At 62.4% G+C, this 16,599-nt stretch carries 14 protein-coding genes; 9 read left to right on the top strand and 5 right to left on the bottom strand.

What is annotated here, in order from left to right; all coding sequences use genetic code 11:
- Positions 1-8 precede the first annotated feature (8 nt).
- From mtnC to MSKU9_RS08705, 7 genes are all read left to right on the top strand, one after another.
- Positions 9-725: an acireductone synthase gene (mtnC, locus tag MSKU9_RS08735; protein WP_141260964.1), complete on the top strand. Its 717-nt coding sequence runs from the start codon at positions 9-11 to the stop codon at positions 723-725.
- On the top strand, positions 722-1,681 hold the full coding sequence (locus MSKU9_RS08730; RefSeq protein WP_141260962.1) for a bifunctional riboflavin kinase/FAD synthetase: 960 nt from the start codon (positions 722-724) through the stop codon (positions 1,679-1,681). Before mtnC ends, MSKU9_RS08730 begins: the two co-directional genes overlap by 4 nt.
- A 91-nt stretch (positions 1,682-1,772) precedes the next feature.
- Entirely contained in the window at positions 1,773-4,646 is a 2,874-nt protein-coding gene (ileS, locus tag MSKU9_RS08725; RefSeq protein ID WP_141260961.1) for an isoleucine--tRNA ligase, read from the top strand.
- A gap of 5 nt (positions 4,647-4,651) precedes the next feature.
- Positions 4,652-5,125, top strand: a complete 474-nt coding sequence (gene lspA, locus MSKU9_RS08720; RefSeq protein ID WP_141260959.1) for a signal peptidase II — start codon at positions 4,652-4,654, stop codon at positions 5,123-5,125.
- A 94-nt stretch (positions 5,126-5,219) separates the two neighbouring features.
- A complete protein-coding gene (locus tag MSKU9_RS08715; protein WP_141261186.1) occupies positions 5,220-5,708 on the top strand; it encodes a DUF3035 domain-containing protein in 489 nt (162 codons plus the stop codon).
- Between the two features lie 66 nt (positions 5,709-5,774).
- A complete protein-coding gene (gene mutL, locus MSKU9_RS08710) occupies positions 5,775-7,646 on the top strand; it encodes a DNA mismatch repair endonuclease MutL (protein ID WP_141260957.1) in 1,872 nt (623 codons plus the stop codon).
- 133 nt (positions 7,647-7,779) lie between these two features.
- The gene (locus MSKU9_RS08705) at positions 7,780-9,321 is read left to right on the top strand and encodes an NADH-quinone oxidoreductase subunit M (RefSeq protein ID WP_141260955.1); all 1,542 of its coding nucleotides are present in this window, start codon (positions 7,780-7,782) and stop codon (positions 9,319-9,321) included.
- A 157-nt stretch (positions 9,322-9,478) separates the two neighbouring features.
- Here MSKU9_RS08705 and parE read toward each other — a convergent pair whose 3' ends face one another.
- Together parE and MSKU9_RS08695 are read right to left on the bottom strand one after the other, a co-directional pair.
- Positions 9,479-11,518, bottom strand: a complete 2,040-nt coding sequence (parE, locus tag MSKU9_RS08700; RefSeq protein WP_141260953.1) for a DNA topoisomerase IV subunit B — start codon at positions 11,516-11,518, stop codon at positions 9,479-9,481.
- A gap of 149 nt (positions 11,519-11,667) precedes the next feature.
- On the bottom strand, positions 11,668-12,201 hold the full coding sequence (locus MSKU9_RS08695; protein ID WP_141260951.1) for a hypothetical protein: 534 nt from the start codon (positions 12,199-12,201) through the stop codon (positions 11,668-11,670).
- Positions 12,202-12,605: 404 nt separating this feature from the next.
- Here MSKU9_RS08695 and MSKU9_RS08690 point away from each other — a divergent pair, with 404 nt between their 5' ends.
- Positions 12,606-13,043, top strand: coding sequence for a hypothetical protein (locus MSKU9_RS08690; protein WP_141260949.1), 438 nt, complete (start codon positions 12,606-12,608; stop codon positions 13,041-13,043).
- 60 nt (positions 13,044-13,103) lie between these two features.
- Here the strand turns inward: MSKU9_RS08690 and MSKU9_RS08685 are convergent, their stop codons facing one another.
- Entirely contained in the window at positions 13,104-13,550 is a 447-nt protein-coding gene (locus MSKU9_RS08685; protein WP_026018474.1) for an RrF2 family transcriptional regulator, read from the bottom strand.
- Positions 13,551-13,704: 154 nt separating this feature from the next.
- Here MSKU9_RS08685 and cysK point away from each other — a divergent pair, with 154 nt between their 5' ends.
- Positions 13,705-14,694, top strand: a complete 990-nt coding sequence (cysK, locus tag MSKU9_RS08680; RefSeq protein WP_141260948.1) for a cysteine synthase A — start codon at positions 13,705-13,707, stop codon at positions 14,692-14,694.
- A gap of 109 nt (positions 14,695-14,803) precedes the next feature.
- On the opposite strand, the gene MSKU9_RS08675 is transcribed toward cysK, so the two are convergent.
- Positions 14,804-15,949, bottom strand: coding sequence for an OmpA family protein (locus MSKU9_RS08675; RefSeq protein ID WP_162851932.1), 1,146 nt, complete (start codon positions 15,947-15,949; stop codon positions 14,804-14,806).
- Between the two features lie 247 nt (positions 15,950-16,196).
- A complete protein-coding gene (locus MSKU9_RS08670) occupies positions 16,197-16,535 on the bottom strand; it encodes a DUF1491 family protein (RefSeq protein ID WP_141260945.1) in 339 nt (112 codons plus the stop codon).
- Positions 16,536-16,599: the final 64 nt, after the last annotated feature.

Genomic DNA, 16,599 nt, shown 5'->3' with positions numbered 1-16,599 from the left:
ATGAGAACGTGACCCAGGCCACGCAGCCGCCAGTACGCGCGGTGCTGCTGGATATTGAGGGAACGACCATACCGGTTTCCTTCGTCCATGACACCTTGTTCCCCTATGCCCGCAAGGCGCTGCCAGTACTGCTGCGCAAACAGGCGGACGACCCGTCCGTCCATGCACAGGTGGAAGAAATCGCACGGCTTGCCCCCGGCGTGCCGCCCCTGCGCCAGCTTGAGACATGGATGGATGCCGATGCCAAGGTAGCCCCCCTGAAGGCGCTGCAGGGCATGGTGTGGGCGCAGGGCTATGCCGATGGCGTGCTCAAGGCCACGCTATACCCCGACGTCACGCCCGCGCTGCGCTGCTGGGCGGCGGCGGGACTGGCGCTGGCGGTCTATTCATCGGGGTCGGTCGCAGCGCAGAAGCTGATCTATGGCCATACGACCGATGGCGACCTGAGCAGCGTGTTCGTCGGCTTCTATGACCTGCAGATGGGTGGCAAGCGCGATGCGCAGAGCTATGCCAGAATCCTGCAGGACGCGCAGTGGCAGGCGGGCGATGTGCTGTTCCTGTCCGATGTGGTGGCCGAACTGGATGCGGCAGCGGCGGCAGGCCTGCGCACCTGCCAGATCGTCCGCCCGCAGGACGGCACGCAGCCCGGCACCGCGCATCCCGTGGCCGCGACGCTGGATGAGGTTGCCGAACGCTTTGGCCTGCCCCGCGCGGGGCAGGCATGAAGGCGCACCTGCATACAGACTGGCGCGATATTCCCGATACCGCGCGGGGGACCGTGGCGGCGCTGGGCAATTTTGACGGCGTGCATCTGGGTCATGCCCACTTGGTACAGGCCCTGCACACGGCGCGTCCTGACCGGAAGCTGGCCGTTGTGACGTTCGAGCCGCACCCGCGTGAACTGTTTCGCCCGCAGGACCCTCCCTTTCGCCTGACATTGCCGCAGGAACGCTTTGCCGCCCTGTCCGCCCTTGGCGTCCAGCACGTGTTCCAGATCGGCTTCGACCGTGAATTCAGCGCAATGAGTGCGGAGGATTTCGTCACTCGCGTGCTGCATGAAGGATTGGGGCTGCATCATGTCGCCTGTGGCATGGATTTCGCCTTTGGCCACCGCAGGCGCGGCAATGTCGCTTTCCTGACCGAACGGACTGCTGAACTGGGCATCGGGCTGAGCGTGGTGCCACCGCTGTCGGATGCGCTGGGGCCGTATTCATCCAGCCGTATCCGCAGGTTGCTGCAGGATGGCTATCCCGAACGCGCGGCGGAGGAACTGGGCCGTCCATGGTCGATTCGTGGCGTGGTCCAGCATGGGGACAAGCGCGGTCGCCTGCTGGGTTTTCCTACCGCCAACATCGCGTTGGGCCGCCATCTGGAACCCGCGCGCGGGGTATATGCCGTCAGCGTGCGCATGGCCGATGGCGGTGTCTATCCCGGCGTTGCCAATATCGGTCGCAGGCCAACCATCAATGACGGACAGGAAAGCCGGCTGGAGGTCCACCTGCTGGGCTTTTCAGGCGATCTGTATGGCCAGACCCTGTCGGTGGCGCTGCATACCCTGCTGCGGGCCGAACGCCGGTTTGACGGTCTTGACGCGCTCAAGGAACAGATCGGGCGGGATTGCACGCAGGCGATGTCGTACCTGTCCACCCACGAATTCGCGCCCATATCCGCCAGAACTTGACCACGCGCCGTCGCGGTCCCCATAACCTTGCCCTGCACGCGGGCCACCGGTCACGCATGCACTTCCCCTTGCCAGAAGAACAGAACAGGCCATGTCCGAGTCAAAACCACAGGATCTCTACCGGGAGACGGTCTTCCTGCCGACCACTTCCTTTCCCATGCGGGGCAACCTGCCCAGGCGGGAGCCGGAGATTCTGGCGGGGTGGGAGAGCGAGAAGCTTGATGACCGCCTGTTCGAACAGGCGCGCGGGCGTGACGTGTTCATGCTGCATGATGGCCCGCCCTATGCCAACGGGCACCTGCACATCGGCCACGCGCTGAACAAGATTCTCAAGGATGTCATCAACCGCGCCCACCGCATGTCGGGCTACGGCATCCATTATGTGCCGGGCTGGGACTGCCACGGCCTGCCGATCGAATGGAAGATCGAGGAAGAATACCGCAAGCGCGGGCAGGACAAGGACAGCGTGCCCGTCCTGCAGTTCCGCGCCGAATGTCGCGCCTATGCCCAGAAATGGCTGGATACGCAGGCCAGTGAGTTCCGCAGGCTGGGCGTGCAGGCGGAATGGGCCAACCGTTACGCCACCATGGATTTTTCATCAGAAGCGGCAATCGCGGGCGAAATCGGTAAATTCCTGCTCAACGGCCTGCTGTACCGTGGCCTGCGCCCGGTCATGTGGAGCCCGGTTGAAAAGACCGCGCTGGCCGAAGCCGAGATCGAATACCGTGATCACGAATCCACCGCCATCCACGTGGCCTTCCCCTTCGTGACCGATCCCACGCCGGCGAAGGCGCTCAAGGACGTGGCGGCAGTGATCTGGACCACCACGCCGTGGACCATTCCCGCCAACCGCGCCATCGCCTATGGTCCCGACATCACTTACGCCGTGGTGCGCGTCGATGGCGTGGGCGACAATGCAACACTGGAGCCCGAAGCCCGCGTGCTGGTGGCCGAAGAACTGATTGCACCGTTCTGTCAGGCGGCGGACGTGACGGCCCATCATGTGCTGTACACACTGCCCGGCAGCGCCCTGGAGGGGGCCATATGCGCCCATCCGCTGCGGGGGCAGGGCTATGATTTTGACGTGCCGCTGCTGCCCGGCGTGCATGTTACGACCGAAGCGGGCACCGGACTGGTTCACACTGCTCCCGCCCATGGCGAGGACGACTTCAACCTCGGCCGTGCCTACGGGCTGGAAATCACTGAAATGGTGATGGATGACGGCCGCTACGCCGACTGGGTGCCGCTGTTTGCCGGTGGCCATGTGTTCAAGGCGGCCGAGCCGGTGTGCCAGGCGCTGCTGGAGGCCATGCAGCGCGCCGTGGTGGCGGGCACGGCACCATGCGGCCTGGTGGCGCGTGCGTCACTGGTTCATTCCTATCCGCATTCATGGCGGTCGCGCGCGCCGATCATCTACCGTGCCACACCGCAGTGGTTCATTAGCATGGACGGTGAAGGTCGCCTGCGTGAACGGGCACTGGCGGCGCTGGAAAAGGTAACGTTTGTCCCTGCGCAGTCGCGCAATCGCCTGACATCCATGGTGGCGGGCCGTCCCGACTGGTGCATCAGCCGCCAGCGCGCATGGGGCGTGCCGATTGCCGTGTTCGTGGAAAAGCGCACGGGTGAGGTCCTGCGTGACGCCGCGGTGATGGACCGCATCGTCACCGCCTTCCGCGCCGAAGGGGCTGATGCGTGGTACAGTTCTCCCGCCTCGCGCTTCCTTGGTGAGGGCCGCAACCCCGACGATTACGAACAGGTGTTCGATATTGTCGATGTGTGGTTCGAAAGCGGTTCGACCCATGCCTTCGTGCTGGGGCATGGCGACATGCCATTTCCCGCCGACCTGTATCTGGAAGGCTCCGACCAGCATCGCGGCTGGTTCCAGTCCTCGCTGCTGGAAAGTGTCGGCACCCGTGGCATCGCCCCCTACAAGGCGCTGGTCACAAATGGTTTCGTGCTGGATGAGCAGGGCCGCAAGATGTCCAAGTCGCTGGGTAATGTCATCGCGCCACAGGACGTGAATGACAGCCTTGGTGCCGACATCCTGCGTCTGTGGGTCATGAATTCGGATACGAATGATGACCTGCGCATAGGCAAGGAAATCCTCAAGCAGCAGGGTGAACTCTACCGTCGCCTGCGTAACACGCTGCGCTGGCTGCTGGGGGCGCTGGACGGCTTTGCCGAAGCCGAGCGCGTACCGTTCGGGGAACTGCCGGAACTTGAACGCTGGGTGCTGCACCGCATGTCCGAACTGGGCAGCCTTGTGGCGCGTGCGGTGGAAACGCATGAATGGGTGGGCGTCTATCCCGCGCTGCATGGGTTCTGTGCCGCCGACCTTTCGGCCTTCTATTTCGACGTGCGCAAGGACACCATCTACTGTGATGGCGCATCCAGCCTGAAGCGCCGTGCTGCGCGCACCGTGCTGGACCATCTGCATCGCTGCCTGTGCGCCTGGCTTGCCCCTGTGCTGGTTTTCACGGCGGAAGAGGCATGGCTGGCCCGTCCGGGCAATACCGAAAGCGTCCACCTGCAGCCCTTCCCCGAACTGCCGACGCAGTGGCATGATCCCGAACTGGGTGAACGCTGGGCCATGCTGCGCGCGGTGCGCCGCGTAATTACGACTGAAATCGAGACAGCGCGCCGCGACGGCATGGTCAAGTCATCGCTTCAGGCGGCACTGGAACTGCCACTGTCGGAAGCGGAAGCCGCACGGTTTGATGGTGTGGACTGGGCGGAACTGACCATCGTCTCGCAGGCGGATGTAAACGTCATCGCGGGTGCCGGTTCGATCTATCTGGGCGAGGACGGGGCGCAGGAAGGCGTGCCGCACGGCATTCCCACCATCAGTGTGGCGGCGGGCCATAAATGCGCGCGCTGCTGGAAGGTGCTGGAGGAAGTAGGTCAGGACAGGGCCCACCCCGAACTGTGCCTGCGCTGTGTCGACGTGGTGCGGGACGGGACGTAACCTTCATGAACAACCGTGTGCTGGGCGGCGCCTGCCTGCTGGGCGCGCTGGCCGCCGATCAGGCCAGCAAGTTCTGGATACTGGATATCTATGACCTGCCGGCGCGTGAAAGCGTGCCGCTGCTGCCGGTGCTGAACCTGACGATGGTATGGAACCATGCCATCACGTTCGGCATGCTGGGTGGGGCCGGTGCCGCCGGGCGCATCATCTTTTCCGTGGCAGCGCTGGCGATCGTGGCGGGTCTGTCGGTATGGCTTGCGCGCACGCCGCGCCGGTGGGTGGCGGTTGCGCTGGGCATGATCATGGGGGGCGCGATCGGCAACGTGATTGACCGGTTGCGCTTTGGCGCGGTGGTTGATTTTATTGACGCCCATGCCTTTGGCTGGTCATGGCCGGTGTTCAACATCGCCGACGCCATGATTGATTGTGGCGTCGCGATCCTGATTATCGACAACATGCGTAATCGCGATGTAAATTAAGGGGGGCGCGGCCTGCACATGCTTGCCGAACCGTTCCACTAACGGTAATAGGCGAGATATGGCGATTTCTGTTCTCAGACCCCTTTCCTGTGCAATGCTCGTGTCGGGTGGCTTCCTGTTGTCAGGCTGCACCGGTGCCGATGTTTCGCGCGCCTTCGGCCTGGAGCGGAGCCTGCCGGATGAATACACGGTCACGACCCGTGCGCCGCTGTCCATGCCGCCGTCCGATGAACTGGGCGCACCCAACAGTAACGCCATCCAGCGCGCGCAGGACACGAACCCGCGGATGCAGGCGCTGGAAACGCTGTCCCCCAATGTGGCGCTGCAGGGCGCGGATGGCACCGGCAGCGCCGGGCAGACCGCGCTGGTGGGTGAGGCGCAGGTTGCCTCCAATGAGGAAGACAAGGGCGAAATGGGCCGCGCCGACACCAGCTTCGTGGACAAGCTGATGTTCTGGCATGGTGGCGGGGCCGGTAACCTTGTGAACGGTAAGGCGGAAAATGCCCGCCTGCGTGAGGATTCGGCCCTTGGGCGCAACCTGACGCAGGGTGCGACACCCACCGTCAGCGGTCCCGGCAAATAAATGGCCTGACCGTGCATCCGGCGGGTGCGCGGCATGTGGCCTGCTGCGTGAAGTCCGGTCCATGATATGAACATGTCTTCTGGTAATGGCCAGCCGGTCATCCGTCGCCTGTCGGAACAGGTCGTCAACCGCATTGCTGCGGGCGAGGTGATTGAACGCCCGGCCGCAGCCCTGAAGGAACTGGTGGAAAACGCCATCGATTCCGGTGCGCGCCGGATCCACGTCCGTCTGGACCGTGGTGGTATCGACCGGATCGATGTCACGGATGATGGCTGTGGCATGTCGCCCGATGACCTGCTTCTTGCGGTGGAGCGGCATTGCACGTCCAAGCTGCGTGACGAGACACTGGTGCGTATTTCCACGCTTGGTTTTCGTGGCGAGGCCCTGCCTTCGATCGGCGCGGCGGCGCGGCTTACGGTCATGTCCCGGCTGCACAACAGCGATTCGGCATGGGCGATCCGTGTGGAAGGTGGCGTGGTGGGGGAAGTGGAACCCTGCGCCGGGCCGCCCGGCACGCGCGTGCTGGTGGAAGACATGTTCTTTGCCACACCCGCGCGGCGTAAATTCCTCAAAAGCCCACGTGTCGAATCCAGCCATGCCGAAAACGTGGTGCGCCGTCTGGCCCTGTCTGCCCCGCATATCGCCTTCCGGCTGGAGTTCGACCAGCGTGTGGTCCTCGACCTTCCGGTGCAGGATATGGCCGCGCGCGTGGCCGCCATTCTGGAGGCGGGCCATGCCGATGGCCTGCTGCCGGTGGAAGGGCAGCGTGGTGATCTGAAGCTGAGTGGTTTTATCTGCGCGCCATCCGTACACCGTGCCACGGCCAACGGGCAGATGCTGATGGTCAATGGCCGCCCCGTGGTGGACCCGGTCCTGCGCACGGCGGTGCGGGTGGCCTATCGCAATGTAATGGAACACGGGCGGCATGCCGTTGTGGCGTTGTCACTGGACATTCCGCCAGAACAGGTGGACGTGAACGTGCATCCGGCCAAGACGGAACTGCGCTATGCCGACTCGGCGGCGGTACGGGCGCTGGTGATCGGATCGCTGGGGCGCGCACTGGGCACGGGGGCAGGGGTCGCAGGTGTCAGGCCCGACCTGCTGCAATCGCGTGGGCCATCGTCCGCGCGGATCTGGTACCCAAGCGAACGCAGTGCTGATGCAGCAGGGGTTTCCGCCCGTCTGGCAGCCCCTCTTGATGCCCCTGGCCAGCCTGATGCGGGCCTGCCGCCGGGCTTTGCCGAATCGACATTGCCCCTGTCCGCCCTGCCTGCCGCGCGCAAGGTGGTGCCCGACGGGCCGGGACAGCCGGCAGCCGATGACATGACGCCTGCCATCGACCACCCGCTGGGTGCTGCGGTGGCGCAGGTTCTGGGTACCTATATCGTGTCCCAGACGGCTGATGGTGCGCTGGTTCTGGTGGACCAGCACGCAGCCCATGAACGTCTGACCCATGAAATCCTGCGTCAGCAGTATCTGGGTGGTGAAATCCGCGCCCAGCGCCTGCTGCTGCCTGAGGTAGTGGATCTGCCGGCACGACAGGTGGAGGCGCTGCTGTCCTTTGGTGCCGCCCTTGCCCGGCTGGGAATCGAGATCGAACCCTTTGGCGGCACGGCCGTTCTGGTCCGGACCATGCCAGCCCTTCTGGGCAAGGAAGACCCGGTGGGCATGTTGCGTGATCTGGCGGAGGAACTGGAAGCTGATGATCTGGCCAACCCCGCACAGGCCGATGCGCTGGATGCGCGCATGGACGCGATCATCGCGCGCATGGCCTGTCATGGCAGCGTACGGGCAGGTCGGAAGCTGACACACGAGGAAATGAACGCCCTGCTGCGTGACATGGAACGTACCCCCCGTTCAGGCACATGCTCACACGGGCGGCCGACATGGCTGAAGCTGGAAAAAGCTGATCTGGAGCGGATGTTCGGCCGCAGGTGATCCCCTGCGGCCAGTACCCGCGCATGCCGGTGACGGGGTGGCTGGACACGGAACGGGGCATGGCCTCTGCATAATGTGAGCGGCGGCTTACTGGATTCCCGGGGCGTAACACCCCTAGGGTCAGCCATTATCCATGGATGATGTGAGACCGAATGTGCATCCGATCCTGCTGTCCCTAGTTACGTATCTGCCCCTTGCCGGGGCCCTGGCCATATTGCTGACGCGCGGCACGACCCAGACGGTCGAGACCGCCGCCCGATGGGTGGCGTTGTGGACCAGCGGCATCGTATTCGCGCTGGCCGTGATCATGTGGGCCGAATTCGACCCCGCCCGGCCCGGCATCCAGTTCGAGCAGCAGGTGGGATGGGCCAGTAATGCCGGCATTTCTTACCATGCCGGGCTTGATGGCATCAGCCTCATGTTCGTGCTGCTGTCCGCGTTCCTGACCCCGCTGTCCATTATTGGTGGCTGGCGTCAGGTGACGGGGCGGGTACGGGATTACATGATCGCCATGCTGGTGCTGGAAACAACGCTGATCGGGCTGTTTTCCGCCCTTGATCTGGTGCTGTTCTACCTGTTTTACGAAGCGACGCTGCTGCCCGCCAGCCTTATGATCGGCGTCTGGGGTGGGCCGAAGCGGGTCTGGGCGTCGCTGCAGTTCTTCCTGTTCACCTTTGGCGGGTCGCTATTCATGCTGCTGGCGTTGCTGGCCATGTGGAACGTTGCAGGCACGACCGACATCGTGGCGCTGCAGCATCATGGTTTTGGCCATGCCATGCAGTGCTGGCTGCTGGCAGGCTTCATTATTGCCTTTGGCGTGAAACTGCCGCTGTTCCCGCTGCATGCATGGCTACCCGATGCCTATACCGAGGCTCCGACCCCTGCATCCGTCATGCTGTCAGGCGTGCTGTCCAAGGCGGGGGCGTATGGCCTGCTGCGTTTTGGCGTGATGATGTTTCCCGACGCCGCGCGGATGTTCGCGCCGGTAGTGCTGACGCTGGGTGTGATTGCAGTGATCTACGCCGCCATGATTGCGCTGGCGCAAACGGACATGAAGCGGGTGATCGCCTATTCCTCGTTCTCGCATATGGGGGTGATCGCCATAGGGCTGTTCACCATGACGCCGGAGGGAATCGACGGCGCGATTTTCCAGATGCTGTCGCATGGCATCGTGATCGCGGCGCTGTTCTTCTGTGTCTCTGCCGTGTCGTGGCGGGCGGAAACGCGTGAAATCAGTGCATTTTCGGGGGTTGCGCACAAAATGCCGGTGCTTGCCACGCTGGCCATGCTGTTTGTCATGGCCAATATCGGCCTGCCAGGCACGGGCGCGTTCGTGGGTGAATTCCTCGTCATGGTCGGCGCGTTGCACGTGTCGTTCTGGCTGGCCTTCCTTGGGGGAACCAGCATGATCCTTGGTGCGGTCTATATGCTGGTGCTGTATCGCCGGGTACTGTTCGGGGCGGATCAGGGTGGGGTTGTGGCCCTGCTGCGTGACCTGACGGGACAGGAACTGGCCGTGCTGGTGCCGCTGGCTGTCGTGACGATCTGGATGGGAGTGCATCCGGGATCGTTCCTGCGGGTGTTTGATCCGGCGGTGACCGGTCTGCTGCATCCGGTAACAACTGTTGCTACGGTTGACCCGCAGCAGGTTGTTCCGCTGAACAGCGCGGGTTGAAACTGACAGAGCATAATAAAAGTTTCTGGGCACCGCCTTTTTTCAAAAAGGCGGCGTTCCGTGAGGCTTTCTGAAACAAAGCCTCGGCAAAAAGCTTCTTATGAAAAAGCCCGGCTACCTTGATGCAGGCAACCGGGCTTTTTTTGTTTCGGATGGTTCAGACGTCGAGGTTATCGACCTGACGGGCATGTTCCTGAATGAAGCGGAAGCGCAGTTCCGCCTTGCGGCCCATCAGGTGTTCCACGCGTTCCAGCGTCAGCGCCCTGTCCTCGGGCGGGGTGATGACCTTCAGAAGGGTGCGGTGTCTGGGGTCCATGGTGGTCTGTTTCAGATCACCCGGCGGCATTTCACCAAGCCCCTTGAAGCGTGAGACCTCAACCTTGCTGTTGGATTTGAAATCCTTCTTCATCTTTCGCTCACGGTCGGCATCGTCCATGGCATAGATGCTCTTTCCGCCCTGTGTCAGGCGGTACAGCGGTGGCTGGGCCAGGTACAGATGCCCGCCCCGGATCAGGCCCGGCAGTTCACGGTAGAAGAACGTCATGAGCAGCGAGGCGATATGCGCCCCGTCCACATCCGCGTCGGTCATGATGATGATGCGGCCATAGCGCAGCTTGGTCGCGTCAAAGCGTTCGCCCATGCCACAGCCCAGTGCCTCCACCAGATCGCGCAGTTCCTGATTGCCACGCAGCTTTTCGGTCGAGGCGCTGGCAACGTTCAGGATCTTGCCACGTAACGGCAGGACCGCCTGCGTTTCACGGTTGCGGGCCTGTTTGGCAGATCCACCCGCCGAGTCTCCCTCGACCAGGAAAATTTCAGTTTCAGCCGCGTTTTCACGCGTGCAGTCCGTAAGCTTGCCCGGCAGGCGCAGGCGGCGGGTCGCGCTTTTGCGCGGGGTTTCCTTCTGCTCCTTGCGGCGCAGGCGTTCCTCGGCGCGTTCCACGACAAAGGCCAGCAGGTTGTCCGCCTGTTGCGGGTTACCCGCCAGCCAGTGGTCAAAGCGATCACGCAAGGCGGTTTCAACCAGCTTGCTGGCCTCGCTGCTGGTCAGCTTTTCCTTGGTCTGGCCCTGAAACTGCGGGTCACGGATGAAGACCGACAGCTTGGCGGCGATGCAGCCAAGGATATCATCGGCGTTGATGCTGGCCGCGCGCTTGTTGGCGCGCTGTTCGCCCCAGTTGCGCAGGCCCTTGAGCAGCGCGTTGCGAAAGCCCGTCTCGTGCGTGCCGCCATTGGGCGTGGGAATGGTGTTGCAGTAGGACGCAAGGGCCGCAGTGCCCTGTTCCAGAAAGGCGATGGCCCATTCCATCCGGCCCGTATCCGCCCCGTCGGGGCCGGTAGGCAGGTCTGCATCCCCCGACCACAGGTCGGTCAGCAGGGCGGCCCTGTCACCAAGTTCGTCACGCAGGCTGTCTGCCAGCCCACCGGGGAAGTGCAGGACCGCTTCCGCCGGGACTTCATCATTCTTGATAAGGGACGGGTCGCATGACCAGCGGATGGTCACGCCCCGGAACAGGAACGCCTTTGACCGGCACAGCCGGTACAGGCGCAGGGGTGAAAAATGCAGCCGCCCGAAAATCTGCGGATCGGGGGTAAAGCGGATCTGTGTTCCGCGCCGGTTGTTGACCGGGCCGATCTTTTCAACGCCGCTCAGCGGGTGGCCGCGTTCATAGATCTGCCGCCACAGTTCGCGGTCGCGGGCGATCTCGACTTCCATACGCGACGCCAGCGCGTTGACCACCGACGATCCTACGCCATGCAGGCCGCCCGACGTGGCATAGGCCTTGCCCGAAAACTTGCCACCCGCATGCAGCGTGGTCAGGATGACTTCCAGCGCCGAACGGTCGGGAAAGCGCGGGTGCGGGTCCACCGGAATGCCGCGCCCGTTGTCGCGTATGGTCAGGCAGTCACCGGCTTCCAGTGTCACATCAATGGTGGTGGCGTGGCCAGCCACCGCTTCATCCATCGCGTTATCAAGGATTTCGGAAGCGAGGTGGTGGTACGCCGTCTCATCCGTGCCGCCGATATACATGCCCGGACGGCGGCGCACGGGTTCCAGCCCTTCCAGCACTTCGATGGCGCTGGCGTCATAGGCATCTGGGCCGTTCTTGGCGTTATCTGGCATGGGGTCAGCGGAAACCTTGCGTCGGGTAGGCTTTGCGGGGCCTGCAGGTGCGGAAAAAAGATCGTCGTTCATGAAGCGTTCTTTTGTTCTGTCAGATCGCGTCCTGTCAAGCCGTAAGGCCCTGCACGCGGCATGGACTATGCCTGCACTTGCGGGCATGAAAAAGGCCGGACACGGGTCCGGCCATATTTTTTCTTCATACCCGTGTGGTGGGTGACAGCCTAGCTGCGGACCGTGCGGCGGGCCGGGGCGCGGCTGCGTGTGCTGGCGGCCGGGCGGTTGGGCGCAGTGCAGGTCAGGTAGGACGCAGGCTGCAGGATATCCTTCGCCTGAGCATAGTTGGACAGGTCGGCGGTGCTGTCGAGTACCTGCACTTCATCAAACATGGACATGCGCTGCTGGCAGAAGGCGGTGCCGGATTTCAGGCCACGTTCGGACTGCACGTTGGCAAGCTGCGTGATGTAGTCGTCATGCTGGCGCTGTGAGTTACGGCCGTAGGTGCTGTTGAAATAGCTGTTGAGGACATGCTCCTCGGATGCCAGCTTGGTGCGGAATTTCATGACAAAGCTGTTGTATCTGTCCTGTGCGCCGCATGACAGGGCTGTCACCATCAGCTCGCTTTTCAGGCCCTGCACATCAAACGCCTCATGCGCGGGGGAGGGGGAGCAGGGGCCGGCAGCCAGTGCCTGCCCACCATTAACCAGCCCCATAAGGGCAAGGGCAGCAGCGCCAGCGCGCCAGATCGACATGGACATCAGGACGGGTTCTCCAGATATTGGGGCAGTTGCCAACGGGGAATGCACGGACCCCGCATATTCCGGCAGGAATGAAATCCGGATCAGGTCTATAGCGCAAACCGGCAGTCGCCAAAAGGGAGGGATATCAACCCACGTTCAAAAAGATGCGTTATGATGGCGGCATGGGATGACAGCGCCACCCGGGGCAGGTATGCCACATGGGCAGGGCTTGTCCGCTTGCGTAAAAGGACCAACGGGTCTTTCCCGCCGGGGTGCGTTGCTCTAGAGCATATGCCAAAGCGGTTAGCCGTTGTGCCGATCCAGACCGTTACGGGACGGCGCGGGCGAAACTGACTGTCCTGATAACGGGTATGTATCAAATACAGCGGAGCTGACGAGTGCGACTGCGACTGTCTGCAATCATGATGACGACGGGCATTCTGCTCGCCGGATGTGACAACAAACCGGCCGTGAACCTTGGTGGTATCGGCGGAACCCCCAATCCCTACAACTACATGAAGGCGTCGGGGCAGTGCCAGGTGACCGGCCCCACCGCTGCGGGCAAGGACACCAGGACCGCCAGCATGCAGGTGCGCAGCGATGACGGGTACTGCGCGATCGAGACGCGTGTTTCTGCAGGCCACCCCTATGCCTCGTTTGGCGTGTCCCCGGCACCTGAGCATGGCAAGGCGTTCATCTACAACTACAACGATCACACTTATGTGACGTATACGCCCAACACCGCCTATTCCGGCGCGGACAGGTTCCGCGTCGTGCTGATTACGGGTGAAAAGCAGCCGCGTGAATACATGGACGTGACGGCCAACGTCACCGCCCCTGCCGTAAGCACTGCGAAATAAGGCCGGTTTTCCGGCCCTGACCGGGCCGGGATACGCGTCAATGCGTATCCCGGCCCAATATCAGATGGAAAAGGTGATGGGTTCGGGTAACGGACGGCGCATGCCGGCATGTTCGGCACGGCGCACCAGGTCATCCAGGCTGATCTTGCGACATTCCTCATCCAGCATGGTGTCGAATTCCTGCCAGCAGGGTTCAACCACCTTCTGGAACAGTCCGCCGATCGGGCCATCATCCGTGTTGTCTTCCGCCGTGATGACGGACAGGATATCCGACAGCAGGATATCACGCCGGGGCCGACCCAACCGGTAGCCCCCGCGCGGCCCCCGCACGCTTTCCAGCAGTCCGGAACGCGACAGCGTCTGCAGCAGCGGTTCAATTCCGCGTCGCGCCAGACCCGCACGTTCTGCAATATCGGCCGCACTGATGGTGCCATTGCGCCCTGCGTGGAAGGCCACATCTAGCATGATCAGGATTGCGATCATGGTCCTGTCCCGCCGGAGCAGCATATCGTTCAGCCTCGCTTTTAATGGATTTGGAAACCAGCCCGCTTCATTTACCAGCAATCCCCCGATTGATCCACGCTTCTGTTAAGGAGGATGGTGGATTATGTACAGACTGTATGCGTGAATAGGCCATTTCCGCAACAAGGAGTGATAACGAATGAAAAAGACCACCCCGCCAGATCGCACGTATGGTTTTGCAGCACCTCGAGGCAGGGTCTACGACTCCATTGTCGATACCGTGGGGGGAACGCCACTGGTGGCGCTGCCGCATCTGACCCGTGAGGATGGGTTGCAGAGCCGGGTGCTGATGAAGCTGGAATTTTTCAATCCACTCGGCTCGGTCAAGGACCGTATTGGCGCGGCCATGATCGAGGATGCGGAAAGCCGGGGGGAAATCCATCCGGGCAAGACCACGCTGGTGGAACCGACTTCGGGCAATACGGGTATTTCACTTGCGTTTGTCGCCGCCGCCCGGGGATATCGCCTGATTGTCACCATGCCCGAAGGGGCATCGATCGAACGGCGCAAGATGCTGCGGCTGCTGGATGCGCAGCTGGAACTGACGCCGTCGCGTCTGGGTATGGCGGGCGCCATCGCACGCGCCGAGGAAATCCTCGAAAAGACTCCGAATGCATGGATGCCGCGCCAGTTTGACAATCCGGCCAACCCGGCCATTCACGCCGCGACCACGGCAGAGGAAATCTGGGCCGATACGGCGGGCGAGGTCGATATCATTGTGGCCGGACTGGGTACGGGTGGCACGGCCAGTGGCATCGCACATGGTCTGAAGCCACGCAAGAAAAGCCTGCAGGTCTATGGTGTCGAACCCATGGAAAGCGCCATCCTGAACGGTGATGAACCGGGGCCGCATGGCATTCAGGGCATCGGGCCGGGATTCTGTCCCCGGACACTCGATCTGGCCGCCCTTGATGGCGTGATCCCCGTATCGGAACGTGAGGCCATTGCGGCCGCGCGCCGCTGTGCACGGCTGGATGGGGTGCCGGTGGGCATTTCATCGGGTGCTGCACTGCATGCGGCCGTGCAACTGGCAGGACGCCCGGAAAACGCGGGCAAGACCATCGTGACTATCGCACCGTCCTTTGCTGAACGTTACCTGTCCACTTCGCTCTTTACCGGGTTGGTCTGATTCATCCCATATGCGCGGCCTGAGGGCCTGCGCATATGGAAAAAGCGGCTGCCCCTAGGGGCGCCGCTTTTTTCTTTTCCATAGTCAGGTCAGATGGGTTGTGGCGGGATCAGTGCAGGATGATCTCGACACGGCGATTCTGCGCTTCGCGTGTGTTGGCCGCAGTCTGGACCAGCGGGTTGCTGTCGCCATAGCCATGGATGTCGATGGCGGGACCAGGCACACCGTCACGTACCAGTTCCGCCTTGATGACCTGCGCCCGCTTCAGGGACAGGGTCTGATTATATTTTTCACCCTGCGGACCGGGATGGGCTGCCGAGTTGTCGGTATAGCCGTTGACCTCGATCCGGGTGGTCTGGGTATTGGTCGATGCCTGTGCCGCGACAGCTACGATGGAACGGGCCCGCTCGGTCAGGTCGCTGCGATCCCAGTCAAAAAACACGAGATAGGTCCGGTTTTCAGCCGGTGCCGGTGCCGCGACGGAAGTGGGCGCAGGCGGCGGCGGGGGGGCGGGGTTGAACTCGTACCGCAGTCCCAGCATCAGCGAATGATTGAAATCGGTCCGGCTGTCGCGGTTGCCATTGCGGAAGCCGTAATCGCTGTTCATGGCTGACAGGGCCGTGGAACTGCCGCTGACAATGGAATGGTGCGACTGCGGGCCAAGCATGGTCCAGAACCGGTATTCCGCCGTGGCTGACAGGCCCACGGCAAACGGCATGGGGAAGGACAGGCCGAAAATACCCTGATAGGCGAAGTTGCCGTATGTGCCCCCGACGTGCTGGCTGTAGTTCTGCCCGCCTACGTTGCCGGTAATGGTGCTGTTCATGTTCTGCCAGCCATAACCGATACCCGCGCCGAAATACGGGAACAGCCAGCTTTTGCCGATATCAAGGTCAAACAGGGCGTTGGCCATAAGCCCCGATGTCTGCTGCCGGCCATCCGCATGGGCATGATAGGCTGCGTTGCCGCCCACCGTCTTCATGTCGTTGCTGCGGTAAAAGCCTTCCAGTTCGACACGGAAACCGTTGCCCAGCCCCCAGCCAAGGCTGCCGATGCCCGTGCCCCCTGTCTTGAACTCATCACGTGCGGAGGAATGACGTATGACCTGTCCCTGATTGAAGCTTGCACCGCCAGCACCTGAAATATACAGGCCCTGAACAGGCTGGGCGAATACCGGAGCGGAGACCAGTACGGAGCCCAGGGTAACCGAGGCAGCCAATAAAGACCCTGCAAGCAATCCGTACCGCAGATTCATACTCTTCTTCTCCCTTCGACGGGCCTCTTCCGGCATATCGGCCCGGTCGGGTGCACGTGCCCTATTCCTTGGAATGATCAGCATCAGCATTCTTTTGCTGAAAGAAACCAGCCCTGACAATCCATTGCCACCACCTTATCGGCCGCTTTGGGCTGCCGTGCCAACTGGCGGACCTGACTGTGTGCAAGATGCCACACCCCTGTCCGGTCCGGTTTCACTGTTTTTCAAACCCGTGGAATCACGTCTTTCATATCAACTTTGCTTCAAACGGTGGCGTCAGATCCGGTGCGTCGAATTCAAGAACCCATAAATCCGGGTCCCGTTCCATCTGTCTTGTAACATAGGCATCCACACCGGCCTGATCTACAGCCGCCTCTCCTGTAGCGCGGAACCATGCCCGCCGTCCATCGGGGGTGCGGGTCTGGGCCAGCACGGACATGTGTCCGCCGCGGCCCAGCAGCACGATCAGAACGCCACCCGCATCGTCATCGCCATGGTGCAGCACCATGCCCGGATTTCCCGTTTGTCCAGCCTGGCGCAGCATTGCCCGGACCCAGATGCCGGTTTTCAGACGTGCTTCTTCCATTGGGGCGGACTTCTCCGGTAATGCAGAAAAACAGCGGGAGGTATGCAGGAATAGCACGGTTTCC

Origin of the sequence: Komagataeibacter diospyri, assembly GCF_006538165.1 — a bacterium.
In the GTDB taxonomy this organism is placed as follows: Bacteria; Pseudomonadota; Alphaproteobacteria; order Acetobacterales; family Acetobacteraceae; genus Komagataeibacter; species Komagataeibacter diospyri.
Note: the sequence above shows the minus strand (reverse complement) of the source record. Positions and strands in the feature narration are given on the sequence as shown.